This window comes from Shewanella sp. 10N.286.52.C2, from assembly GCF_002874545.1.
Classification (GTDB): domain Bacteria; phylum Pseudomonadota; class Gammaproteobacteria; order Enterobacterales; family Shewanellaceae; genus Shewanella.
Window position 1 is genome coordinate 62,968 of the sequence record NZ_MCTV01000038.1, and the last position, 24,360, is coordinate 87,327.

Genomic DNA, 24,360 nt, shown 5'->3' on the forward strand with positions numbered 1-24,360 from the left:
TAATTTGATGAACTATGCAGCTGCGAAGTAATAGCAGCTAATTCTATTTAGCTTGTTTCAGCTTACGCTATCTTAAGCTTAACTCAGCCTTTAATATCAGCCTTTAACATCAGCCTCTAATATTAGCTGTAAATAAACTCTGCCAACTCAAGATCTCATTTAAACACAAGATGACTTTTATTCATGTTGGATAACTGTAGAATCCGCGGCTGTTTTATCACTAATTTTGTATTTATCATGATTGATCTGGCTTTACTTCCTGTTTATTTAACCACTGTGGTCGCTTTACTGCTAATACCTGGGCCTGACATGCTGCTGATCGCCAGCTCGAGTTTAAGTTATGGCCGCAAGGTGGGCGTGTATGCAAGCTTTGGCAATGCGACCTCTGGGCTTATTTTAACTTTGCTGGCAGCTATGGGTGTGTCGGCGTTAGTGGCAATGAACCCGATGGCATTAGAAGTGCTGCGGGTGCTAGGCGGCGCTTATTTATTAAAAATGGGCTGGGATTGTATGCGCAGCAGCGCAGCTGATGCCCCTGAAATTGAGCAGCAAAATAATTTAGCCAAATTACTTTATCGCCGCGCGGTAATGAGTAACCTGCTTAATCCCAAGGCGCTGATATTTTTTGTGTTATTTTTGCCGCAGTTTGTCTCAACTCAGCTTAACGCCAGCTCTGGCGAGCAGATGTTGACCCTGGGATTAATACTTAACGTAATGGGATTAGCTTTTAATTTACTGCTGGTGGCTCTCGTGGGCAGTTTAGGTAAACCGCTACTTAAAAATGACAAGTTTAGAACCTATCAAAATAAGTTTATGGGGCTGATATTTTTTGCCTTGGCCATTTGGTTGTTAGCCTCTCAAGTGCAAAGTATCAGTTAGGCTAATCAAAGTACCAGCTAGGTTAATCACAGTAGTGGACGGGTTCCAACTTTGCTAAAAAAAACGGAATGAGCTGCCACTCATTCCGTTTTTTGTTTTAGAGAACAAACCATTAATATTCATAGCGTGTTCTTGATATCTGCTTTTAAGCCGCTTTAACGTTTTCAGAGATGTAATTCATTAAGTACTGCGCATCCTTGTAAACGCCGCCTAGGGTGGCAGAGCCTCGGGTATAAAGCCACGGCAAGCCAATAAAATACAAGCCCTCAATATCATTACTGACACCGCGATAATTGCTGGGGTAGTTCATTTCATCAAATGAGATACCGTCAATCCAAAAAAAGTTGGGTTTAAAGCCTGTAGCCCAAATAATATTTCTGATGCTACTCACACTGCCTTTTTGAAATTTAATACTGCTTTCATCGGCTGACAAGGTTCTGCCCATGTGGATGACATTGTCTTTTGCTAGTAGTGATTTTACGTCAGTGCCAATGACAGGTTGCACGCCGCTGCTCAACCACTTGCCAATTTTGCTAAAACGGTTAACCGATAAAAAGCCGATTTTGGTGAACCACCACCATAGGGTTTTACCTAAAAAGGCTTGGGGAATGGCTTTGATTTTATTGGTGCCAGAAAAATGCACTGTGCGGCCGGTATCGGCTATTTCAGATAATATTTGCACCCCAGAATCACCCGCACCCACGACTAAACAATCACCTTGTTGCAGTTGAGATGGGCTTTTATAGTTTTCACTGTGCAGTTGAACAACATCTTTGGCAATATCAGCATGACAAGGTGGGGTGTAAGGGGTATGAAACGGCCCGGTGGCAATGATGACTTGTTTGGCTTTATAGCTTGTGCTGGCAGTAGTTATGTCAAAAATACCATTCACTTTTTTAATCGAGGTGACCTTTTGGTTAAACTCAATCGGTATCGAGAACTTATCTACATAACTTTTTAAGTAGTCTGCCACTTCATATTTATTGGGGTAATAACCTTTGGGAAAAGGAAATTTCATACCCGGTAGATGGTTATATTCAGTGGGAGTAAACAGGGTTAAAGAGTCCCAGCGCTTGAGCCATGGGGCGCCAATATATTCATTGGCATCGAGAATGAGATAGTCTTTATTATTGCTCGATAAGTTATACGCCATAGCCAGGCCTGACTGCCCTGCGCCAATGATGATAAATTCTTTCATGGTTCCCCAATAAATACATATGGTTATTATTATGGGCTGCATTCTAACAGAACATCAGTGCTGAATCGGCAGTGGCCTTAAAAGAGTTAATGGCGTTACTGTAAACCTTGGTCGCTTTTTTAGCGTTTAAATTAAACTCTAAAGGTTTAATTTCAATAAAAAACCACGGTAAATACCGTGGTTTTTTGTTTGTGACTAGCCTTAGCTATATTACTTCTTAAACGCAGCTATTTCTTGCTCAACAGCTGCCACCACAGTATGCGGGCTACTGATGTATTTTGAGTGATCGATAAATATGGCGTTATCACCTACAGTCATCACTAATGCTGGAAAACTGTTAGTACCAATGACCTGTTGGATTTCGGCAATGCCTTCGAGTACGTATTCAGCGTCCATACTCAGCTCATCTTTAAAGACTTTATTTGATGGCGACAGTTTAAACTTTTCAACGATAGCATTGAAATCATGCTTAGTATCAAGCGGGTTACCTTCGATAAAGTGTGCTCTTTGAATCGCATTAAGTACAGGCAGTTGTTTATTCGCTTGCTTGCTTTGCAACCATCCCATTAGGTTAGCGGTTTTGACTGAGTTTTTAGGGCTATTGGCATAACGAATATGATCTCTGCCAAACTTAAGTCCACTCATTCTTGCTGCCGCTTCCATTTGCTCTTCGCCAGCACTGTCTTTGCCGATGAAATTGGCGCAATGTAATAAGTTTACATTCATTTCAGGGTAGGCTTCTTGTAATGCATTCACCAAAGGTGTTGCGGCGTAGCTCCAAGGGCAATGTGAGTCGTAGATGAAATAAAGCTCGGTGGTCATAGGAAAATTCTTGTTTGCTATCTGATGAGTTGATCCTAGTGAGTTTGTGGCCATTATTCAATGATTGAAAGCATACATAGCTAATAAGTTGGCTGTTTACATCTTGCAGAGGGGCTGACCCTTTACAATCGATATCGTGCTTTGAATTTTTCCTTATACAATTCAACCATCAAACGCCAGCACATATCGATGGTAGGGCTTGATTTAATCGAACCAGACGTTTAAGTCCTAAGTAATCTTTTTGAGGTACAAAATGAAGCTAGCAAGTAACTTAAAACCTTTGGTCATAGCAATGGCATTAATCTGCCAAGCGATGTGGCACCACTAAAACGTTACTGCGAACTCGCTCTAAGATCGACTCAGCGGTATTTCCTAGCATAAATCCAATAATGCCTTCTCGCTGGCGAGCGCCTATAACAAGATATTGAGCTTTTAGGCGACAACTTAATTCGAACAGGCATAGATCGGCATTGCCTGTCAGGATATGCACATGCTCCTTATCTAGGCCAAGCTTTGCAATCTTGCTGTCATAACGCTGGTAAGCTTCTTTCACTAAGGTGTGAGTATTGACGATATCCATATCCCGCAGTATTTGCGGAAAACGCACCACGTAGCCTAGGTGTAAATCACAACCCGTAGCCTTAGCAAGTTGCTGGGCTTGGGTAATTACATCTTGGTTGAGGGCTTGTTTTAGTGGATCGCTAGTGCCCAAGTCCAGCGCCATTAAAATTGAATTTGCCTTATGCAAGGGGTGATTACTCAATAACATCAACGGTACTTTGATATGACGAATAAGCTGCCAATCTAAAGGGCGAAAACAGGCTGATTCATGAATAGATTTTAGCATCATGGCGTACTTGTCGGGGGTGACATACTCACATACATGTTCAACTAAATGCTTACACCACATATTAGTAAACTGTACCTCATTGGCATTGAGAACACTCAGTTGTTGCTTCACTGCGGCGCTATCATCGGCGCGAACTTGCTCTCGAACCACGCCGGCAATACGGGGATTATAGTAAGCATCGCCACTTAAGGACTCATAACTGTAGGACATGATTTCAGGAACTAAGCCTAACTGTTTAGCGAGGTTAATCCCTTCTTTTATGGCATTAGTTTGCTGCTGATGCTGTTGTGAAATAATAAATAATTTACTCATTTTCATTTCCTCTGACACTAAGTATAAGCTTAGCAGTTGGTTAAAAATCAACCTTGATCTTTGTCATCTAAACGCTCAATATTTAATCAATAACAATAAAAAGATTAAGGTTAATATGAACGTTGACCAGTTTGTTATTTCACTTTGCCTGATTTTGTTTTTGGGCAAACTTTTTGGCGAGATTTTTCAACGCTTCGAACTGCCAGAGGTGGTGGGAGAGATTCTTGCGGGCTTATTATTGGGCCCGTCGCTTACTAATGTTATCTGCCCTGATCCTACTTTGACTGTATTGGCAGAGCTTGGGGTGATCTTGCTGCTGTTTTCCATTGGCTGTGAAAGCTCAATTAAAAGACTTTATCAAGCTGGTGGTCGCGCGGTAAGCGTGGCCTTAGTGGGAATTATTGTTCCGGCTATTGTGATGGGCGTGAGTGGTGCCTACTATCTTACCGACTCAATATTCACCGCTATTTTTCTTGGGTGTGCCTTAACAGCGACGAGTATTGGCATTTCATTACGGGTGTTGGTTAATGCCAATCATGCAAAAACGACCGCGGGACATATTATCTTAGGCGCCGCCGTGTTGGATGATATCGGCGGAGTGATTTTGCTCAGCATTTTGTTCAACTTTGCAGCCCATGGGGAGTTTGATGTATTTAGCACGCTATTACTTATCACTAAAGTGCTGGTGTTTTTGTTACTGACGCCGCCCGTGGCTAGGGTGTTATTGTATTTTGCACGAGTACTAAAACCGGCTAGCGATAATTCAGGTTATGAAGTTATCATCACTATGATTTTAGTGTGCTTGTTTGCATGGCTAGCACACTTATTCGGTGCGCCAGCCTTGTTAGGCGGCTTTGCGGTTGGCTTAACACTTAGCCGCCAATTTACCTCACCACTCAATCGCTACCTAGTTAACCCTTTTGCCTTTACCCACAAAATGGAGCAATCAAGTAAGGCATTAGTTGACGTTTTTACCCCGATATTTTTTGTTTACGTTGGAATAAGCTTAGATCTGAGCCAGCTAGATTACAGTACTAGCGGGGTATTGATGTGGCTGTCATTGTTAGCCATTGCCAGCAAACTGGTTGCCGGCACGGTTGCTGGTGGTAACTGGCAAAAGAAACTTATTGTGGGTAGCGCTATGGTGCCGCGAGGGGAGGTCGGCTTAGTGTTTGCTGAAATGGGGCTGAAGACGAACATTATCGACAATAAATTATTTACCGAGTTAGTGGTGATCATAGCAATCACCACGTTAATCGGCCCCATGTTGCTCAAATGGAGTTTGAACAAGCATGGTCATCATTCGCAAGTAGAATAAACCTTAGTCAGCTTGGTCATTAACCACTGTCAGGGTAAAAGTTAATTTTTGCACCGACTGTGACGGCTGGTTATTGACCATAGAATACGATGGCATTGGGAAGGTGACATAGGGTTGCCCTGATTGTCCATCTACGCTTATTTGGCCTTTATCGTCAAAGGTAAACGATAACAGCTCGCCGTTCCAAAGCTGCAGTTCTTTTCCTTGATTATCTTCGCGCCATTGGGTGACCCATTTCATCACTAGCGTCGCCTTACCTGGGCGAGCATTATTTTGAAAGACACTGGCTTTTACTGACTCAATATCAGTTTTATTGCTGTGGATCTCAAGTACAGGGCTGCCTTTATCTAATGATAAATATAGAGGTAGCGTTAATGTTTTGCTGGCATCTGCTTTATCGGTAAAGGTCATATCTAATTGGGTGCTGACACAAAGTTGACTCCAACTGGCATCTTCGCTTTGGTATATATCTTTGATGACAATGTCGGTTTGGTATTGCTGAATATGGGCTTTAGCATATTGGTCAAATTTATTATCAACGATATAGCCTGATAGGGTATTGGCTGTAAATACGCTGAGTGAGCCGATATTGGCATTGTTATCCGTCACGCACCTGCCAGTGTTTTGTGTCACGCTGATATCGAGGTCTTTTTTAGCGCTGATGACAGAGGTGGTTGATTGACAGCCACAAAGCGCAAGTAGTGTTGCTAAGGCAACTCCTGTTAATTTTACCCTTGAATGATTCTTAGCAGTTATCCCCATACCTATTTCCTTATGTAAGTAATTTTTATTTACAACAATAAGCATAGACGCTGTTAGCGGTTAAGTTGCTCACAACTGGAGTTTTATTTATCAAAGAGCCGCTAGAGGATGTTTATTGAGGAAGCGAGAGCCGACAACACTGAGACTCTAGGCCTCAGTGTTGAGAATATTCTTATCTTGTTTAATATCAGTAAAGGTTAATGTTAACCGAGCTCAGCTTGTGGATCTGGCGCGCGCATGCGCTGCCACCATTCATCGCTAGCATCAATTTGCCCTTGCAGATCGATAGCTGGGTATGGGATGTTTTTTCTACGGCAGGCCTTGGCGAATATTGGGTGACCTTGTTCAAATAACATGGTTTGGCAGTAGCTGTGATCAAGCTGGCGGCTACCGTACATATTAGCTTGTTGGCGTTGACGCTGGGCTTCATACATGACTAAGGCTGCAGCGACTGATACATTCAGTGATTGCACCATGCCAATCATAGGGATGATGATATGTTGATCGGCGGCTGCGATGGCTTCAGGGCTGACACCATCACGCTCGTTACCCATGATGATGGCGGTTGGACGGGTATAATCGATTTCGCGAAAATCTACCGCAGTGTCTGAAAATGTGGTGGCTAACACCTGCATTTTTTGCGCTTTAAATTGCTTATTTGCATCATCAAAATTGCGGTGATTGACGGTATTAACCCACTGCTGACTACCAGATGCAGTATTGCCTGAAACCCAAAGGCTGTTATCGGGCATAACCGCATGAATTTGATGGATGCCAACGCTATCAGCGGTGCGCACCACGGCTGCAATATTTTGCGATTTATGGACTTTATCGAGGCAAACTGTCAGGTCGACTTGGCGATTATCAAGCATCTGATTTATTCGGGCTAAACGTTCTGGGCTCATGGGGCTGTTCTACTTGGTTTTATCTAAGAAAAAGCGAATTAATAAAAGGCGTATAATCCGTCCGTAACTGCTGAGTTAATATCTGCGTCATTATAACGCTTAATTGCTAAAGCTAAAATGCTATTCAGTTGTACATGTATGATTTTAGTTATTAATCTTAGTTAGGGGACAAAACCTTAAATAACTCATTTTAAATTACTCCCCCCGTACACATGATGAGTTGACGCAAGGTATTAATTTATTTGGCTAACCGTCTCGTTGTACTTTTTGGGCTGCGTTGGTCAATAGCATTAATGACTTGCGGAGTTATTATGTGCTTTACATTGGTGGGTATGTCATTTTTCAGGGACGAACTTTCTCTAGGTTGACTTGTTTTCAATAAATAATAAAAGGATTTAAAAATGAATTATTAATTACTGTTTTGATGCTGAAATTTTATCGCCAAAATTGCATCTGGCCATTTGAGTGCTAAGATTAATTCAGTGCAGGTAAGCACATAAGGAATTTATTATTTTAAGCTCATACAGGGAGTTAGCATGAGTCACTTTACAAGGATGCCTCGTCTACTTTTAGTAAGCCACTTTGCAATGAAATTGAGGTTAGCTTGCCTATTCCTCGGTTTTTTTTGTCCTTTTTTCTGTCACCTTACGGCAGCAGCTGAAGCTGAAGCAATTCCTAATGATGAGCAAGTAGTGCGTATTGCTTACCGAACTGATAGCACTCCGTTGCAATATCTTAATGACAAAGGCCAAGCTGCTGGTATTTTAATTGATTATTGGCGTACTTGGTCGCAAATCACAGGTAAAGCCGTTGAATTTGTACCAGGCTCTAATGCAGAAGGGCAAACTTGGTTAGCGCAGAATAAAGTCGATTTGTTGGCTGGGGTATTTCAAAATGAAAAACGCGCTAAAAGTATGTCTTTTTCTGCGCCACTGTTACATAGTGAATATTTCTTATATGCCAATACTGTAGAGCAAGATATTGAATTTATTAAACAAATACCACAATACCGTATTGGTGTTACCCACAATAGTTTTCATCATAATTGGCTAAAAAAATATTTCCCCAATGCCGACATCAGGACTTTCAAAGGCTATAAAGCATTATTTGATGCTGCAATTAATGGCGAAATAAGCCTGTTTATCTGCCAGCCGCTTTACCTTGACACCTATTTAAAACAAACACCTGCAACGACTATATTCAAAACCATTGAATCCGCATTATATTCACATCCTTTTCGCGCAGCAGTGAAGAAGGGAAACGTTGAATTACTGCAAACAATAGATACAGGCATACAACAAATAGATAATAAGAAAAAAGATGCGATATCTGCTAAGTGGAGTGGTTTTCATTGGGAGTATCAAAATTTAGCTGAACCGTTATTAGTGACACAGCCAATTATTACCCTTACAGAAGAAGAAAAAGCATGGCTAGCTGCTCATCCGATTATTCCTATTGGCGTAGACGGTCGTTGGCCGCCGGTAGATTTTATCGACCCTAATGGTGAGCACTCGGGAATTTTACATGACTATTTAACCCTTTTTGAAAAGCAGTTAGGAGTGAGCTTTGACACTCGAGTGTTTGGTAGTTTCCAAGATATGCTTTCTGCGGTTAGTTCTGGAAATTTAAAACTAGGTGCAACATTAGTAAAAAAACCAGACCGTGCCAAAAACCTGTGGTTTAGTGCGCCTTATTTTAGTGCGATTAAGGTGATTGTTTCTAAAACTGGCGCACAACAATATTCCAAATTGACAGAATTGTATGGCAAGAGATTAGCATTAGAGAAAGCCTTTTATTTAGTCGATGAAATTAGCAATAATCATCCCGAGATTAATCTAATGACCTTTTCAACAACTGAAGAGGCATTGAAAGCGGTCTCTTTCGGTACAGTTGATGCGTATATTGGCAATCAAGCGGTTGTCACTTGGCTTATGGATAGTTTGCAGCTGACTAATTTAACCTTTAGTGGCGATCCTATGTTTGCGCCCGCTCATCAAAGATTTGCCATTTATAAAGATCCTGAATGGGAGCCCTTGCTTGGCATTCTCAATAAAGCCCTCGATTCGATAAGTGTGTCAAGACGCCAGCAGATACATACTGATTGGATTAATCAAGACAGTAAAATTAGCAGTCCACTTATTTTTACTCAAAAACAGCATGCATGGTTGGAGGCTCATCCCACTTGGCGACTAGGAGTTGATAACAGCTGGCCGCCTTTTGAATTTATTGATGATAACGGTGTTTATTCTGGGATGTCGGCAGATGTGATGTCCAGATTGACAAATTTAATTGGTGCAGAGTTTATTTCCCCTATTAACAAACCCTGGTCCCAAGTGTTGGCAGAGTTTTCCGCTGGAGAGCTAGATATTTTACCTGCTGTAACCCCCACACCTGAACGGCGCGAGGTGATGCTGTTTTCTACCCCTTATTTGGAAAGTCCATATATGGTGTTAGTTCATCAAGATACCCGTTTTGTGACCAGTCTTGATGATCTTGATAATAAGCAAGTCGGTGTGGTTAAAGGCTATGCCATCGAAGAGACATTAAAACATGATTATCCACAATTTAATTTAGTACCATTTTCATCCAATAAAGAGGCACTGATTGCACTAAGCGCTGGTGAAATTGATAGCTATATTGGTAATTTAAATGCCTCATCTTGGACATTAGAAGAACTCGGTATTCGTAATGTAAAAGTGACCGCAACCACGCCTTATACCTTTAAACAATCAATCGGTATTCGCAAAGATTGGCCTGAATTGTTGGAAATTGTCAATCTCGCGATTGCGAGAATTGACCCTCAGCAACGGCAAGCTATCGAAAATAAGTGGTTTTCTGTGCAGTTTGAACATCAGGATAATCATTATCAGATTTGGCGGGCTATCTTAATTACCTGTGGCATATTGTTGCCAATGATACTGTATACCCTTGTTTGGAATAGAAAGCTTAATAAAGCAAGGCTTAAATTAACACAAAGTAGTAAAAAACTTGAGGAGGCAAAGCGTGATGCATTACAGGCTAGCGCTTTTAAAAGTCAGTTTCTTGCCAATATGTCCCATGAAATTCGCACCCCCATGAATGCCATTATTGGTATGACGCATTTATTGCAAGGGACAGAATTAAATCATAAACAACAGGATTATTCTGAAAAAATAAGACGAGCGTCTTTAAGTTTGTTGGGGATTATTAATGACATACTCGATTTTTCAAAAGTAGAGGCGGGTAAACTCGAAATTGAACAGAGCGAGTTTCTCTTACATGAAGTATTTACTAACATTGCCAACCTATTGGGGATAAAAGCCGTCGATAAAGGCATTGAGCTGCAGTTTGAGTTAGACCCTAAAATACCAGAAACAATTATTGGTGATGCGTTACGCATTGAGCAAGTGCTAATAAACCTAACCCAAAATGCGATAAAGTTTACCGAAAAAGGTGAGGTATTGCTGCGTACTAAAATGCTGTCGCAAACAGACGAGCAAGTAGCCATAGAATTTTCAGTTAAAGACACAGGTATAGGGATTGAACCAGCTAATTTAACTAGTATTTTCAATGCCTTCACTCAGGCTGATGGCAGTATTACTCGACTCCATGGTGGTACTGGTTTAGGCTTGAGCATCAGTAAGCAATTAGTTGAATTAATGCAAGGTGATATTTCTGCAACCAGTCAACCCGATCAAGGTAGCACCTTTAGCTTTAGGCTTAATCTTGCAGTGCCTAAAGTCACTTCTAGTCGAAAATCAGTCATTACGGAATGTGCTTCCCTTAAAGGGATGAGAGTGCTTGTGGTTGATGATAATGACAATGCCAGAGAAATTTTAAAAGAGCTGCTGGAGTCATTTTCCTTTGAAGTTGAGACCGCAGTCAGTGGTGCGCAAGCGATTGAAATGCTTAGCGTGATCAACAATATGGAAGATGAGCGGCCATATCAATTAGTGTTAATGGATTGGCAGATGCCAAAAATGAATGGCATTGAGGCTAGCCGAAGCATTAAATACTTACCGCTGCGTAAGCAACCGTCAATAATCTTAATTACCGCTTACGGGCGTGAAGATGTGATGAATGAGGTGGAAAATGATTTGCTGGATGCATTTTTAATTAAACCGCTTAATGCGTCAGTGCTATTTGATACCTTGATGAAAATCTTTGAGCCTTCGCAGCCCATGGGGCCAGCAACAGAGAAGAATACGATTGAGCAGTTAGAGGGCCATGTGTTATTGGTAGAAGATCAATCGATTAATCAACAGGTCGCTACTGAATTTTTACAGCGTATGGGGTTAACCTCAGCAGTAGCCGACAATGGTAAGCAAGCAATAGAAATGGTTGATGAGCAGACATTTGATGTTGTTTTGATGGATGTACAAATGCCGATTATGGATGGTTTCGAAGCCACCGAAATCCTCCGCAGCCGTTTTGATAAAAAACAACTCCCGATTATTGCGATGACCGCCCATGCGATGAAAGGGGATCGCGATAAGTGCTTACAAGTTGGGATGAACGCTCACCTGGCTAAACCCGTTGAGCCCGATCAGCTTTATTTAGCCCTTAGCCCCTACCTTACCCATAAACAAAGCCAGAAAGTTCAGGGGCAGCAAAATATGTCGCTTGCCCCCATAGAGGGAGTTGATGTGCACTGGGGTATTAAGCGATTAGGGGGCAACCAACAGCTTTATGCGCAACTTATTGGTGAGTTTTATCAGCGTCACAAAGATCAGTTGCACTTGTTGCAGAGTTATCAAGATGCTGACGATTTAAAATCAACCATACGAGCCGTTCATACTTTAAGAGGTGTTGCTGGCAATATTGGCGCTAAACAACTAGAGCAGGCGTCGGCTAATCTAGAAAGCCAACTGCATAGTCACCCATCCCCCTTTGATGTCCCTGAGTGGCAAGCTTTTACCGATAGTCTTACGGTATTAATCGCAGGGCTTGAGCAATGCCAATGGATTAATCAATCCGTAAGTAATAGCACTGACATAAGACAGCCGTTTAAAGTATCAGCCAATTTAAGCAGGGTTTTATCACCGCTTGATGAGCTATTAGCAGCTGGAAATCCGCAAGCTAAAGAAAACATATTAGCCCTCGATGGCGAGGTCGATAGTCATCTGATTGAGAAACTTATCGAGCAGGTCAATGAATTTGAGTTTGATAATGCTAGAGAATTAATCGCCCAAGTCATAGCCCAAGCAGAACAGGAAACTGAACAGGAAACTGAACATGTCACCATATCTTAAAGATAAAATATTAATTGTTGATGATGAAGCATTTTACATTAGTGTATTGATCGAGGTTTTGGGGAGTAAATACCATGTTTCTGTGGCGAAAAGTGGCGAACAAGCACTGGAACGTATCGCCCAAGGCTTTATGCCTGATTTAGTGTTACTGGATATTTTGATGCCTGGATTAGACGGCTATGAAGTATGTAAAAAGTTAAAAAGTAACCCTGACACTAGCAACATACCGATAATGTTTTTGACGGTAAAGGCTGAAATAGAAGAAGAAATATTGGGCTTTGAATTGGGTGCTGTTGATTACATCACCAAACCTTTTAGCCTTCCCATTATTCGAGCTCGAGTTAAAACCCATTTGGCCTTAACTTCGGCAAATAGAGCTCTGGAAGAGCAAAACCATGACTTAGAAGCCAAAGTGCTTGAGCGAACGGCTGAAATATCTCGAACCCAAGATGTCGCTATTTACTGTATGGCCTCGCTAGCAGAAACTCGTGATAATGAAACCGGTAAACATATTCGTCGCACTCAATATTACGTTAAAGCCTTAGCTGAATATTTAAGAGAAAACTCACCATATTCTGCGAGTATTGATGATGCTTACATTGACCTATTGTTTAAATCAGCGCCGTTACACGATATTGGTAAAGTGGGGGTTCCGGATGCCGTTTTACTAAAGCCAGGCAAGCTTGATGAAGGCGAATGGAGTGAAATGAAAAAGCATGCCGAATATGGTAAATCAGCACTGGAAAGCGCTGAAAATGAATACGGAAATTCAAGCTATTTAAGCATCGCCAAAGAGATAGCTTATAGTCACCATGAGCGTTGGGATGGCAGCGGCTATCCAGAAGGTTTAGCTGAAGAAGATATTCCCTTGTCGGCACGGATTATGGCCATTGCCGATTGTTATGATGCACTTATTAGTCGTCGAGTTTACAAGCCGCCTTTTACACACGAACAGGCTACAAGCATAATCAAAGAAGGCCGCGGCTGTCATTTCGACCCACATATAGCAGATGCCTTTGATGCGCTTCAAGAAGAGTTTATTAAAATTGCCGATCGCTTTCAGGATGATGATTAACCTTAACGATTAAGCAATAAAAGAGGCGTGACAAGCCTAATGCACTTTAAGTCTTAGGCTAACGTTCTATTTTAAATCAATTTATAACATTGTCGTTATTTTAAAGAGCCTATGTTGTTTGGCGGATTTGCTATCTCAAAAAAGGGTCAGCGGATTGTTGAGGGGGAATAAAGACTACTGCGTGACAGTGGCGCTAATCGTTAAATAGGCTTTTTGGCTATTGGGTACAAGCATTATTGTAAAACTCGTCATCTAATTTAAAGCAAGATATTGGATTTATTATATATTTCTAATGATTTCTCACGTTGCCCTCATTATAATAATTAACATATTAGACTTAAGGTGTATGAGTTTTATGAGTGATAAACAATATCATCACGGTGACTTAAAGGCGTCTTTGATTGCTGCAGCCAATACTATCTTGCAACGCGATGGCGCTAATGCCTTGTCACTGCGGGCGATAGCGGCTGAAGTGGGTGTTTCTCATATGGCACCTTATGCGCATTTCAAAAACAAAAAACAATTGCTGAGTCATATTATTGAGTCTGGTTTTGTACTCATGGCTGATGCGATGGAACACTGCACGGCACATCTAGATAAAAATGATGCTGCGGTAGCGGGAGAGTTAGTGTTGGCTTATGGGGTGAGCTACTTAGAGTTTGCCATCGCGAATCCACAACTATACCGTTTGATGCTTGGTCAAGTTGAGGCTTCAGCAATGAAAACGCCAGCATTAAAGACAAGTTCGTCGACTGAACAAAATAACCATAGTGAGAATAGTCATAATGAAAATGAGCAACTAAGACGACCATTTAATTTGCTTCGCTCCGCCTTTGCCTTACAAAATGAAGACAACCAAAAAGTAAAAGCCCAAGCAATTGGCGCTTGGGCTATGGTACACGGCATGGCGGCACTTATGACCGAAGGCCATATTCAGTTACCGCAAGGGGTTAACTTAAAACAATATTTAGCTGACGCCAGCTCGGTTTATTTCAAGCTTAAATCATAATTTCAATGTCGCTTAAGGGAAAAGCCACACAAGAATGACACCAGCCATAAGCTTCATCGGTTGAGCGTAGCTTTGCTTCTGCGGGGTTAAATACCGCGCCGTTTAACACCTTCACTCGACATAAGCTGCATTCACCAGAGCGGCAGGCATTCTCGGCGCTAAAGCCATAACGCTCCATGCTGTTGAGTAATGGCTCATCCACTCTGGCTTCAAAACTGCCTTGGCCTTTAATCGTCACCTTAATCACATCTGAGGCGTTAACATTGCTCGGCCATCCCGCTAAGTTTTGTGGGTTTTTAGGCGGGCCATTACATTCTATTCGTACTCGTCTGGCTTTGACGTTAAGTAGCCTGAGTTGCTCAGCGCAGTGGTCATGAAAGCTGGTAGGCCCGCATACATAGAACATCTTCTGTGATAATTTTTCAGCGTCATCCCCTAACAATTGTGTCAGCCGCTCAACATTAATCCGTCCTGTCATCCCTTGGTATTGCTCGTTGGGACGGGTAATGATCCAACTGATGCGCAAAAAATCATGCTCTTTTTCAAGTTGCTTTAATTCTTCATCAAAAATCACATCAGCTTGATAACTGCTGGTATAGATAAGATGCAGCTTTTGGTTTTTCTTACGCTCAACTAAGGTGTTGGCAACAATGTCTTTAATCATACTTCTGGCTGGGGCAATGCCTGAACCGCCTGCAATGAAGACTAAGTCATCACCGTGAAATAGCGGGTTATGGTAAAAGGTGCCCATGGGACCTGTGCTTTCAAAGCTATCGCCTGTTTTCACTTGATCTAGTAAATAGTTAGATACAAAGCCACCCTCAACCCGTTTGATGGTTAAATCATAATATTCTCGCTGCTGGGGCGCTGAGGATATGGCGTAAGGTCTAGCGGTTTTAGTGCCGTTAATATCGACAAAAAAATTAATATATTGGCCTGCCTGAAATGGCGGCAGGGTTTGGGTATTTGAGGTTAAGCGCAAGGTGACTGTGCTTGGGGTATCGACAATCACCTCACTGACAGTGAGCTTTAATCTTTTAGGATGTAACCGAGCGATAGTTTGGGCCACATTGCCTTTTTGTTCGTTAAAGTCGGTGCCTGCCTGATACAAGTTTTTTTGGTGTGCTAGCGCTTCATTGTAACCGTCGACCGCATGCAAAATATTCACCACGGGGCGTTGTTCTTTTTCGATGACTGAATTAGGCATGTGATAACTCCTGTTGTGGTTGCGAGGCCGCTTTAGGCTTTGATAATTGCTTTAGTACTTCTTTGGCGGTGCTTTGACCGACCATATAGGTTGGCTGGAAGCCGCCCATGCCATTCCAGCAACCTGCTAAGTTGAGACCGGCTACTTCACTGACGCGGCGACGAAATATATTGGCATCTTGGGTGTTTTGCTGGAAACCATATATCGCCCCATGGGGGGTATTTAAGTAACGCATCATGGTTAATGGGGTGGCCACTTCTACTTCTTCAATATGCTCACGAATGTGAGGAAATACTCGCTCGGCGTGATCAAGGAGTTTTTCTGCAAACTGGTATTTGGTACGAGCATAATCTTCAGGGCTGAGTGCTTGCCAAGGTTCGCCATACTGCAAACAAAGTAAAGATAATGCCGACTTACCTTGCGGGGCAAAACTGGGATCATCATGGTTATAGCAGGTCATCATGGTGTGTTTTGGCGGCGTTAACGATTGCATGATCTCATGAGCCACTTCTTCATCTCGATCATCAATAATAAAGTTGGATGCCGCAGTCACGCCGATATCACTTGGGGAGCAATCTAACCCTAGGTAAAGCACAAAAGCAGAGGTGCCAATACGGCGCGACTTCATATCAAATGCGGCTTGTTTCGGCGTTGGGATATCCAGCAGTTCATTGAAGGTGTGTAATGGGCTGGTATTGGAGATAACTTGCTTACAAGTAAATATCTCATTGTGCTCAGTTTTAACCCCAACAACTTGGTTTTTATCAGTAATAATTTTGTCAGCGCCGCAGTTAAAACGAACCTCACCACCCGCATTAAGGAATGATTCCAATAAGGCGCTAGAAATAGCTTGTGAGCCGCCTTTAATATGACAAGGTTTGAATGATGCGTAGGCATATAGCATCACTGCCAAGTCACGAAACGGGAAGTCTTTTGGCGGTAAACCCAGATAGCACCAGTAGGCGGCGATAACGGCTTTAAGATCTTTATTGGTAAAAAATTGATCCAGTAATTCTTTGGCTGGCCTTAAGCCGTACTTCACAAATAACGGGCAGCTTGCTTTTAAAACTGCTTCATCATTTGAATGCCTTACTTTAGGCATGACCATAAAGCATTCCATGGCAAGGCCTGCACATAAATCTAAAAACTGGCCAATATTGTCTGCTTCTTCTGGATAGTGACTCACCAGTGTTTTACCCAGCGCTTTCCAATGTGCTGGCAAAGTAATATCAATTTCAGGCTTAGCGCCGTTAGCTGATGGCATCACAAAGCGATATAGCTCGCGCTCTTCAACCACATCAAGTTGATCCATGATGCCCAGTTCAGTGAATATTTGACGCATGATAAACGGATTTTGCTCAGTGCCCATGCCGCTAAGTTGGTGCAGAGCCACTTCAAATTCAAAATTACCGCGCACAAAAGAGGTGGCACAACCTCCAGGAATATTATGGCGTTCGAGCAATAATGTTCTTGCTCCGCCTCTTTGCAAGGTGGTTGCTGCGGTTAAGCCAGCGTTCCCTGCTCCAATTACAATCGCATCAAAATCTGTCATTGTGGTTTCAGCTCCATTGTTAGTATCAATTTGTTATATCGACTTGCGGTATAAATCCCTTGTGTCCCTTTGAACAGATAAGGCTCGAACGAGTAAGGCAAAGTTAAAAAGCAATCCTTACGGTGTAAACTTTATACTGTAAAGATATGTGTGTTATGTGTGCTTTGTCAAGATTGATTCAGTTAATCATCTCTGTTTTTTTGATCAATTAACTGGCTTTTGGACAATGGCTGTTGGTTTAGTTATCGGTTGAGCTGTCAGTTTTGTTATCGGCACTTGTAACGTCAGTGTTAACTCAGGCGTACAGTAAGGCATGACGTTAATATTCAGTCCTCACTGACTTGAGGCAGTGTTCGTGATTAAATAAATCGTTTTTGAGGCATAAAAATAATAACCGGAGCGATAAACATGAGTTGTCCCCACAGTAACTATCGGGCGATGGAAGAGGATATTCACACCGACTTTAAAGATGATATGTCCTATGGCGATTATCTACAGTTAAATCAAGTGTTGTCGGCGCAGCAGCCATTATCAGATCAACATGATGAGATGTTGTTTATTGTTATCCATCAATCCAGTGAATTGTGGCTAAAGCTAGCAGGGCATGAACTCAGTGTGGCGATTACCAATATCCAGCAGGGCGATTTTGGTCATGCTTTTAAAGTGATTTCTCGGGTCAAACAGATTTTTAACCAGTTAACTCAGTCGTGGAATATTCTTTCAACACTTACCCCTGTGGATTACCTTAAATTTCGAGATTCTTTAGGCCACTCATCGGGATTTCAGTCTTATGGTTATCGTAAGTTGGAGTTTTTATTGGGTAACAAGAACGCCTCTTTACTAAAAGTGCATGAAAGCGATCCTGTGGTGCATCAAGAGTTAACGCAAATTCTCGAAGCGCCTAGTTTGTATGATGTCACTTTAAAAGTATTGCATGAGCGTGGTTTACATATTGAAGCATTGCAGTTAAATCGTGATTTTAGCCAGCCCTATGAGCGTAATGATTCAGTGTTAAATGCATGGCTAAACGTCTACCAAAATGCCGACGAGCACTTTCAACTGTATGAACTCGCCGAAAAGTTAATTGATATCGAAGACAGTTTTCAGCAGTGGCGCTTTAAGCATATGTATACCGTGCAGCGCATAATTGGCAATAAAATGGGTACGGGCGGCTCATCTGGGGTGGGCTTCTTGAAAAAAGCCCTGGATATTAGCTTTTTCCCTGAGCTGTTTGAGTTACGCACCCATCTGTAAATTTGATTACGGGTTTACTACTATATTTACAACCCTGCTAGCACAAGTACGAGCGCGGGCAGCAATATCAGTAGCGATATCAGTAATAGTATCAGTTACAAATAACACAAGATTACCAATAAAAATAATCGGTTTTGGAGAGCAAGCATGGATCAGGATTTTGCGCTAACACTACAAACTCACTATCAAAGCTTTAAGGTGAGCGAGCGTATTTTATTGTCGGGCCACTCTCATCAAGCCTGGCCTGATGTAGCAAAGCTGGGCTTAGTAAAGTGCTTTGATGATGCCGCAAAACACATAGATGAAAAATGGTCACTAGCCTTTGAAAAAGCTGACCGGGTGCGTGACTTTTACCGTGGTTTATTGGGTGAGCCCCAAGCGCAAATTGCCTTAGGCGCTTCAACCCATGAACTGATCTTACGCTTTTTGTCCGACTTGCATTGCTTTAAACAGCCCCTTAAACGCCCGATTAAGATTGTCACCACAGATGGTGAATTTCACTCCTTGAGGCGTCAGCTGAGCCGTTTAAAAGACATCAATGTTAATATTGAAGTGGTTGAGGTGCAGCCAAGTGACACTTTAGCTGAGCGCATCATCAACAAGCTTGATAGCGATACCGATGCCGTAATGTTATCAGCAGTATTTTTTGGCACCAGTGAGATATTTAACGACGTTGGCTTGGTGGCAAAAGCGGCACAAGATTTAAAGATCCCTTGTTTGGTTGATGCTTATCATGCCCTTAATGTAGTGCCATTTAATCTCGATGCTTGGCAGCTCACATCGGCATTTATCGTGGCTGGTGGCTACAAATATTGTCAGGCAGGTGAAGGCAATTGCATGCTGCGCATTCCTGCAGATTATCAGGGCAGCCCGATTATCACTGGCTGGTATGCGGAATTTGAGGTACTTGATCACGTACCGGGGAAAGTGGGTTATGGCCCGGGTCAAAGCGCTTTTGCAGGCTCGACTTATGATCCCGCCAGCCATTACCGCGCCGCTGAAGTGTTTGATTTTTTTGAGCAACATAAGCTTACTGACATCAAGCTGAGGGCGATAAGTCAGCAACAAATTAGCGTTTTATGGCAAGGGATTGAAACTATGGGCTTAAGCCGTGACGTTTTAGCTTTGCCGTCACATAACATCATTGATAATGCTGGATTTTTGTCTTTAACCACCGCCAAAGCCAATCAGTGGGTTGTGGCGCTGGGGAAACAAGGCGTTTTATGTGACAGTCGCGGCAATCAGTTACGCTTTGGCCCCGCACCATACTTATCAAATGCGCAGTTATCTAATGCGCTGAATGTAGTGGAGCACTTGGCTAAAAGCTTGAGCTAGTGGTGGGTTTAGTTGGTAAGTGTTAGTTCGCATAATTTAGTGCGTTTGCTTGCTAAGAAGATTAACCAGCCAAGCAGTTTGGCTGGTTAATATCGATGAGTTAATTTGAGTGCTTCACTTTATTGACTGGGGCGTTATGGTTTGTTGAGGGATAAATTGCTACGAATAGCTTGTCGTATCTGGGTGTGAAGTTCGAAGACGCGGCTGAAATCATTTAGATTTAAAGATATGTTTTCTAACATGACTAAATCTAAATTAAATTCTGGGTAGTGGAGTGACATCGACATGTATCCAGATAAGTAGCCAGTATGGCTGTACTCTAAAATGCCATCTTCTTTATTGATCCTAAGCCCGTAGCCATAACTCATGTCTGGCCATAAAAATTTTATCTTGCTATGAGACTGTGTCATAAGTTCATAGCTTTTGGGGCTGATAAACTGACCAGAATGTAATTTATGTTGAAATGAGGCAAAAGCTGTTGTGGATGCAATTAACCCTCCTGCAGGGAGAAGCGCTTCGTCAATCACTAGGTTTGAAGCTGTGAGAACATCTGATTCATTTAGGCCGACAGCGAGTGAAGTCACTTGTCGTCGAATACTATCAATACTCCCCACTTCTGCATAAAGTTCGTTTAGCTTATTATCTTGTGAAAACTGCACAATCTGTTGAGCAAATGATTGTTGGTTTATCTGTTCGAGTAGTTGCCCTAAAAGAGAATAACCCAAGTTAGAGTATTGAAATTGACTGCCAGGTTCAAATTTATTGGGCTGGCCTAACTTGTCAACTCCAGAGGTGTGACTAAGGAGGTGATGTATGGTAATTGTTTCGTTATATCGTTTAGGATCAAAATGAGTTTTTTCGATTGAGCTCGACTCAATACTGTTGTGCTGTTTGGGTTGATTAGGGGCAGCCTCATCAAAAAGATAACTATTCAGTGAACCCTTTAAGTCTAGCTGACCAGCATCGACAGCTTGCAGAATCAAAGTGGCGGTAATTTGTTTAGAAAGAGATGCTATAACAAAGCTAGAACCTTGGGTAATTGCTTTGCCTTTTTGTAACTTGAGCAGTGGCTTACCATTTTCTAGTAAAATGACGCTGCCACTAAATGGCTGAGGTGAATCATCTATGGTGTCCTTGATTAACCTTGCTATTGATGTAGTTGTAATGCTGACTTTTTTAGGCGCTGTATTACCTAGTAACGAGGAGGCATAGCCATAGCTTTGAGCACTTAGTAATAATAAAAAACAGATTAATTTAGTGGTGTTTACACAAAAGGTCATTAGTTGTCCTTAACATTAATGGGCAGTATATTTGGGGGTTTACCTATCTTGTTATCTTAAAATTCAAATAAAAATAAGTTATTTAATCTTGACTCTGAAGGCTAATTTTATTTTTCACTTTTTGCCTTAATTTTTTATGCTCATCATTATGTAAAAATGATCGATGATAAAGCATCGAGATGGGCGCTTTATTCATTTTCATTGGGCAAGCAAGTAGCTTTACGCCAAGTTTTGCTGCAATCGAAGTAAATCGTTTCGGGGTGATGGATATGGCATCAGTATGGGCAACATAGGCAAGCTGCGAGACTAGCGAAGTGGCTTCATGGGCTATATCTCTGGGTTTTGGGGCGTCACTTAATAGCATAAATAAGTTCGACTTTTCGCGCCTGATATTGATGGATACATGGCGCTCATTATAAAACTCTTGTTCAGTGATTGAGTCTACAATCCGAGGATGATCTTGTCTTACGGCAACCATCACTTCTTCTTCAGATACCTTTTTACTCACCACGCTTGGGTCGTTAATGGTGACAAAGTCTAATACCAAGTCGACCTTTCGATTTCTGATATCAGTAAAAATCTGCTCTTGATTCAGCGGTGGGGTATACACGTCAATGTCGAGGCTGGCTAAGTCATAAACCAATAAATCAGGGGCATAAATTTTATGGCCGACTTTAAATAGGGCTTCATAAACTAAATCTGACGCTGGCGCGAGTTTAGTCATCATGTAATTGGCATGGGCAGTAGGCTCAATAGAGCGGCCTTTGCGGATAAATAACGTATTAGCGATATCGGCTTCAAGTTGTTTTATGCGCATACTCACCGCCGCCTGACTGATATTAAAATGCTCGGCAGCTTTAGTGTATGACTGTAATTCATACACTTTCATGAAGGTGTTTAGCAGATTCAAATCCATATTACGGCCTCTTTAATATAAGTCAGGCTTATGTTTAACATCACTTGTAGCTTATTCATCGTTGTCACAGCTTATATATAATACACCTATTGATGATATTTAGTCCCCTTAAACTGATATCTGGCTTTACTTTAAACCGAGGTGTTTATGAAAAAATCAATTATTACTACAGTAATTTTGTCTGTATGTTCTTCAGCTGTCGTGGCGCACGATCATGACCATAGCGCAGGCACTGATGAGCATGCGCTTACTACCACATTCGAATACCAAGGAAAGCCAGCCACCAAAGCGACGATTGCAGCCAATAAAGCTTTTGCCAAAACCTTAGACTTTAACAATACCAAGGGTTTTGAAGAAACCCGTAAAGGCTTAATCGCCGAATTTGATGAAACGACCGCAGCCATCATTTGGAATGACTATCGATTTTTAGAAGGCAAAACCCCTGATACGGTGAATCCATCATTATGGCGTCAAGGACAAGTGAACCATGAAGCGGCAGGCTTGTATCAAGTCGCAGATAAAATCTTTCAGGTACGCGGCACCGACCTTGCCAATATGAGCCTTGTTAGAGGTGAAACAGGCTGGATTATTTTAGATCCGTTAACGACCCCAGAGGCTGCTGAAGCATCGCTTCGTTTTGCGTTAAACAACTTACCAGAAGACGGCGATTTACCTGTGGTAGCGATGATCTATTCCCACTCCCATGGCGATCATTTTGGCGGCGCGCGTGGTATTCAAAAAATGTTCCCTGATGTAGTGGCTTATGGCTCTAAAAACATCACCAAAGAAATAGTTGATGAAAACGTGCTAGCGGGTAATGCCATGTCACGCCGCGTGTCTTATCAATACGGCACCGTATTGCCAATTGGTGAAACCGGTATTGTTGATGCTGCGCTATCAAATGCGGTAACTAAAGGCGAGCTAAGCTACGTTAAACCGATTGAAACTAATCATAAAGCTGATATCGAGTCTTGGACGATTGATGGACTTGAATTTATTTTCATGGATGCATCTGGTACAGAGGCGACCTCAGAAGCTGTGGCCTATATTCCAAGTATGAACGCCATTTGGGCAGCAGAGCTGACCTATAAAGGCATGCATAACATTTACACCTTACGCGGTGCGAAAACCAGAGATGCGCTACTGTGGTCAAAGAAAATTAATGAGGTGATCACTGAGTTTGGTGCTGAAGCGGATGTGTTATTTGCTGCGCACTCAGCGCCGATTTGGGGCAATGAAGATTTAAATGATTTTCTTAAACTGCAACGAGACAACTATGGCTTTGTTCATAATCAGTCGCTGCGTTTAGCCAATAACGGCGTTGTGATGCAAGACATTGGCTGGGAGATCCAAAACCTGATCCCAGAAACCATTCAAAGTGCATGGCATACCAATGGATACCACGGTACCTATAGCCATAATGCCAGAGCAGTATATAACTTGTATCTTGGCTATTTTGATATGAATCCGGCAAACCTTAACCCACTGCCAACTCAAGCTGAAGCGGCTAAGTTTGTTGAGTACATGGGAGGCTGTAAAGCGGTGTTAACCAAAGCGCAGGGCGACTTTGATAAAGGCGAATATAATTTTGTTGCCACGGCAATGAATAAAGTCGTAACCGCTTGCCCTGAGCTACAACAAGGCCGCGACTTACTGGCTGATACCTACGAGCAACTGGGCTATCAAAGTGAAGGCGCGGGCTGGCGCAACGTGTATTTAAGTGGTGCTTATGAACTGCGCCATGGCATTCAAGAAACAGTGTTAAAAGGCAATTCTGCTGATGTGATCAGTGAAATGGACATGGGGATGATTTTAGATTATCTGGCAGTGCAAGTTGATGCCAGTGTTGCCCAACACAATAGCTTTACCATGAATATCGTACTGCCTGATATTAACGAAACTTACTATGTTGAAATGAGTAACGGTAACCTCAACAACATCAAAGTGACTAAAAAGAGCGCTGCAGATGCAACCTTTACCATCAACAAAGAAGATGTTGATAAGTTTAGTTTACAGCAGGTGAGCATCGCGGAATTACTGAAAACCAAGCAAGCCAGTTTACAAGGCGATCAGACAGTAATTCAAAAACTCGCTAAGTCGCTAACCCAAGCAAACCCATCGTTTAAAATTGTGCCATAGGGGAACGAGTATAATCGATTTGTAACATTCAATGTTAAAGGCAGACGAGTTAGTTCACCAACAAAAAATCCCTAGCTATCTAAGCTAGGGATTTTTTCGCTTAGGCTGGCTTAAATGCTAAATATCTCTTGGTTAACTAGATGCGCATTAGTGAAACTATTATTTTATGGCGATTATTTAAGGTATGTATCATGGCAACATGCCTAATAATAAATTATATATTACGTTTAGCTAAGCATTGAAAACCCGAATTCAAATAATAACTGCACACTCTTAATTGAGGTATAGAGGAGGAAGAGAAAAGTACTTTTTATAT

The 24,360-nt window shown here is 42.0% G+C and carries 17 protein-coding genes; 8 read left to right on the top strand and 9 right to left on the bottom strand.

Annotated elements, in window-relative coordinates:
- Nucleotides 1-237: 237 nt before the first annotated feature.
- Nucleotides 238-879, top strand: coding sequence for a LysE family translocator (locus tag BCU94_RS13740; protein WP_198590887.1), 642 nt, complete (start codon nt 238-240; stop codon nt 877-879).
- A gap of 145 nt (nt 880-1,024) precedes the next feature.
- Here BCU94_RS13740 and BCU94_RS13745 read toward each other — a convergent pair whose 3' ends face one another.
- From BCU94_RS13745 to BCU94_RS13755, 3 genes are all read right to left on the bottom strand, one after another.
- Entirely contained in the window at nt 1,025-2,077 is a 1,053-nt protein-coding gene (locus BCU94_RS13745) for an NAD(P)/FAD-dependent oxidoreductase (RefSeq protein WP_102476684.1), read from the bottom strand.
- 210 nt (nt 2,078-2,287) lie between these two features.
- A complete protein-coding gene (locus tag BCU94_RS13750) occupies nt 2,288-2,899 on the bottom strand; it encodes a protein-disulfide isomerase (RefSeq protein ID WP_102476685.1) in 612 nt (203 codons plus the stop codon).
- 298 nt (nt 2,900-3,197) lie between these two features.
- Nucleotides 3,198-4,061 carry a universal stress protein gene (locus tag BCU94_RS13755; protein WP_102440449.1) on the bottom strand — a complete coding sequence of 288 codons (864 nt, stop codon included), beginning with the start codon at nt 4,059-4,061 and terminating at the stop codon, nt 3,198-3,200.
- A 115-nt stretch (nt 4,062-4,176) separates the two neighbouring features.
- Here BCU94_RS13755 and BCU94_RS13760 point away from each other — a divergent pair, with 115 nt between their 5' ends.
- Entirely contained in the window at nt 4,177-5,379 is a 1,203-nt protein-coding gene (locus BCU94_RS13760) for a cation:proton antiporter (RefSeq protein WP_102476686.1), read from the top strand.
- Between the two features lie 3 nt (nt 5,380-5,382).
- Here the strand turns inward: BCU94_RS13760 and BCU94_RS13765 are convergent, their stop codons facing one another.
- Both BCU94_RS13765 and trmH read right to left on the bottom strand, forming a co-directional pair.
- On the bottom strand, nt 5,383-6,141 hold the full coding sequence (locus BCU94_RS13765) for a hypothetical protein (protein WP_102476687.1): 759 nt from the start codon (nt 6,139-6,141) through the stop codon (nt 5,383-5,385).
- 203 nt (nt 6,142-6,344) lie between these two features.
- Complete coding sequence (gene trmH / locus BCU94_RS13770) at nt 6,345-7,046, bottom strand: tRNA (guanosine(18)-2'-O)-methyltransferase TrmH (RefSeq protein ID WP_102476688.1); 702 nt, start codon at nt 7,044-7,046, stop codon at nt 6,345-6,347.
- Nucleotides 7,047-7,582: 536 nt separating this feature from the next.
- Here trmH and BCU94_RS13775 point away from each other — a divergent pair.
- From BCU94_RS13775 to BCU94_RS13785, 3 genes are all read left to right on the top strand, one after another.
- Nucleotides 7,583-12,277: a transporter substrate-binding domain-containing protein gene (locus BCU94_RS13775; RefSeq protein WP_102476689.1), complete on the top strand. Its 4,695-nt coding sequence runs from the start codon at nt 7,583-7,585 to the stop codon at nt 12,275-12,277.
- On the top strand, nt 12,261-13,352 hold the full coding sequence (locus tag BCU94_RS13780) for a two-component system response regulator (protein WP_102476690.1): 1,092 nt from the start codon (nt 12,261-12,263) through the stop codon (nt 13,350-13,352). Before BCU94_RS13775 ends, BCU94_RS13780 begins: the two co-directional genes overlap by 17 nt.
- Before the next feature lie 355 nt (nt 13,353-13,707).
- Nucleotides 13,708-14,361, top strand: coding sequence for a TetR/AcrR family transcriptional regulator (locus tag BCU94_RS13785; protein ID WP_198589377.1), 654 nt, complete (start codon nt 13,708-13,710; stop codon nt 14,359-14,361).
- Here the strand turns inward: BCU94_RS13785 and BCU94_RS13790 are convergent.
- Both BCU94_RS13790 and BCU94_RS13795 read right to left on the bottom strand, forming a co-directional pair.
- A complete protein-coding gene (locus BCU94_RS13790) occupies nt 14,351-15,568 on the bottom strand; it encodes an FAD-binding oxidoreductase (RefSeq protein WP_102476691.1) in 1,218 nt (405 codons plus the stop codon). The two genes, BCU94_RS13785 and BCU94_RS13790, sit on opposite strands and share 11 nt — an antisense overlap.
- Complete coding sequence (locus tag BCU94_RS13795; RefSeq protein WP_102440441.1) at nt 15,561-17,120, bottom strand: NAD(P)/FAD-dependent oxidoreductase; 1,560 nt, start codon at nt 17,118-17,120, stop codon at nt 15,561-15,563. Before BCU94_RS13795 ends, BCU94_RS13790 begins: the two co-directional genes overlap by 8 nt.
- 408 nt (nt 17,121-17,528) lie before the next feature.
- Between BCU94_RS13795 and kynA the strand changes: the two genes are divergently transcribed.
- Nucleotides 17,529-18,374 carry a tryptophan 2,3-dioxygenase gene (gene kynA / locus BCU94_RS13800; RefSeq protein ID WP_102476692.1) on the top strand — a complete coding sequence of 282 codons (846 nt, stop codon included), beginning with the start codon at nt 17,529-17,531 and terminating at the stop codon, nt 18,372-18,374.
- A gap of 147 nt (nt 18,375-18,521) precedes the next feature.
- Complete coding sequence (locus BCU94_RS13805; RefSeq protein ID WP_102476693.1) at nt 18,522-19,709, top strand: kynureninase; 1,188 nt, start codon at nt 18,522-18,524, stop codon at nt 19,707-19,709.
- A 134-nt stretch (nt 19,710-19,843) separates the two neighbouring features.
- Here BCU94_RS13805 and BCU94_RS13810 read toward each other — a convergent pair whose 3' ends face one another.
- The gene (locus BCU94_RS13810) at nt 19,844-20,989 is read right to left on the bottom strand and encodes a serine hydrolase domain-containing protein (RefSeq protein WP_102476694.1); all 1,146 of its coding nucleotides are present in this window, start codon (nt 20,987-20,989) and stop codon (nt 19,844-19,846) included.
- Nucleotides 20,990-21,071: 82 nt separating this feature from the next.
- Nucleotides 21,072-21,905 carry a LysR family transcriptional regulator gene (locus BCU94_RS13815; protein WP_102476695.1) on the bottom strand — a complete coding sequence of 278 codons (834 nt, stop codon included), beginning with the start codon at nt 21,903-21,905 and terminating at the stop codon, nt 21,072-21,074.
- Between the two features lie 147 nt (nt 21,906-22,052).
- On the opposite strand from BCU94_RS13815, the gene BCU94_RS13820 reads away from it, so the two are divergent.
- A complete protein-coding gene (locus tag BCU94_RS13820) occupies nt 22,053-24,044 on the top strand; it encodes an alkyl sulfatase dimerization domain-containing protein (RefSeq protein ID WP_102476696.1) in 1,992 nt (663 codons plus the stop codon).
- The last annotated feature ends 316 nt before the right edge of the window (nt 24,045-24,360 follow it).

Excerpts from the sequence above, each read along its gene's own strand:
- BCU94_RS13820 (WP_102476696.1), top strand. The coding sequence starts at position 22,053 with ATGAAAAAATCAATTATTACTACAGTAATTTTGTCTGTATGTTCTTCA.
- BCU94_RS13760 (WP_102476686.1), top strand. The coding sequence starts at position 4,177 with ATGAACGTTGACCAGTTTGTTATTTCACTTTGCCTGATTTTGTTTTTG.
- BCU94_RS13790 (WP_102476691.1), bottom strand. The coding sequence starts at position 15,568 with ATGCCTAATTCAGTCATCGAAAAAGAACAACGCCCCGTGGTGAATATT.
- BCU94_RS13775 (WP_102476689.1), top strand. The coding sequence starts at position 7,583 with ATGAGTCACTTTACAAGGATGCCTCGTCTACTTTTAGTAAGCCACTTT.
- BCU94_RS13805 (WP_102476693.1), top strand. The coding sequence starts at position 18,522 with ATGGATCAGGATTTTGCGCTAACACTACAAACTCACTATCAAAGCTTT.
- BCU94_RS13745 (WP_102476684.1), bottom strand. The coding sequence starts at position 2,077 with ATGAAAGAATTTATCATCATTGGCGCAGGGCAGTCAGGCCTGGCTATG.
- BCU94_RS13740 (WP_198590887.1), top strand. The coding sequence starts at position 238 with ATGATTGATCTGGCTTTACTTCCTGTTTATTTAACCACTGTGGTCGCT.
- BCU94_RS13795 (WP_102440441.1), bottom strand. The coding sequence starts at position 17,120 with ATGACAGATTTTGATGCGATTGTAATTGGAGCAGGGAACGCTGGCTTA.
- trmH (WP_102476688.1), bottom strand. The coding sequence starts at position 7,046 with ATGAGCCCAGAACGTTTAGCCCGAATAAATCAGATGCTTGATAATCGC.
- BCU94_RS13815 (WP_102476695.1), bottom strand. The coding sequence starts at position 21,905 with ATGGATTTGAATCTGCTAAACACCTTCATGAAAGTGTATGAATTACAG.
- BCU94_RS13785 (WP_198589377.1), top strand. The coding sequence starts at position 13,708 with ATGAGTGATAAACAATATCATCACGGTGACTTAAAGGCGTCTTTGATT.
- kynA (WP_102476692.1), top strand. The coding sequence starts at position 17,529 with ATGAGTTGTCCCCACAGTAACTATCGGGCGATGGAAGAGGATATTCAC.
- BCU94_RS13765 (WP_102476687.1), bottom strand. The coding sequence starts at position 6,141 with ATGGGGATAACTGCTAAGAATCATTCAAGGGTAAAATTAACAGGAGTT.
- BCU94_RS13780 (WP_102476690.1), top strand. The coding sequence starts at position 12,261 with ATGTCACCATATCTTAAAGATAAAATATTAATTGTTGATGATGAAGCA.
- BCU94_RS13750 (WP_102476685.1), bottom strand. The coding sequence starts at position 2,899 with ATGACCACCGAGCTTTATTTCATCTACGACTCACATTGCCCTTGGAGC.
- BCU94_RS13755 (WP_102440449.1), bottom strand. The coding sequence starts at position 4,061 with ATGAGTAAATTATTTATTATTTCACAACAGCATCAGCAGCAAACTAAT.
- BCU94_RS13810 (WP_102476694.1), bottom strand. The coding sequence starts at position 20,989 with ATGACCTTTTGTGTAAACACCACTAAATTAATCTGTTTTTTATTATTA.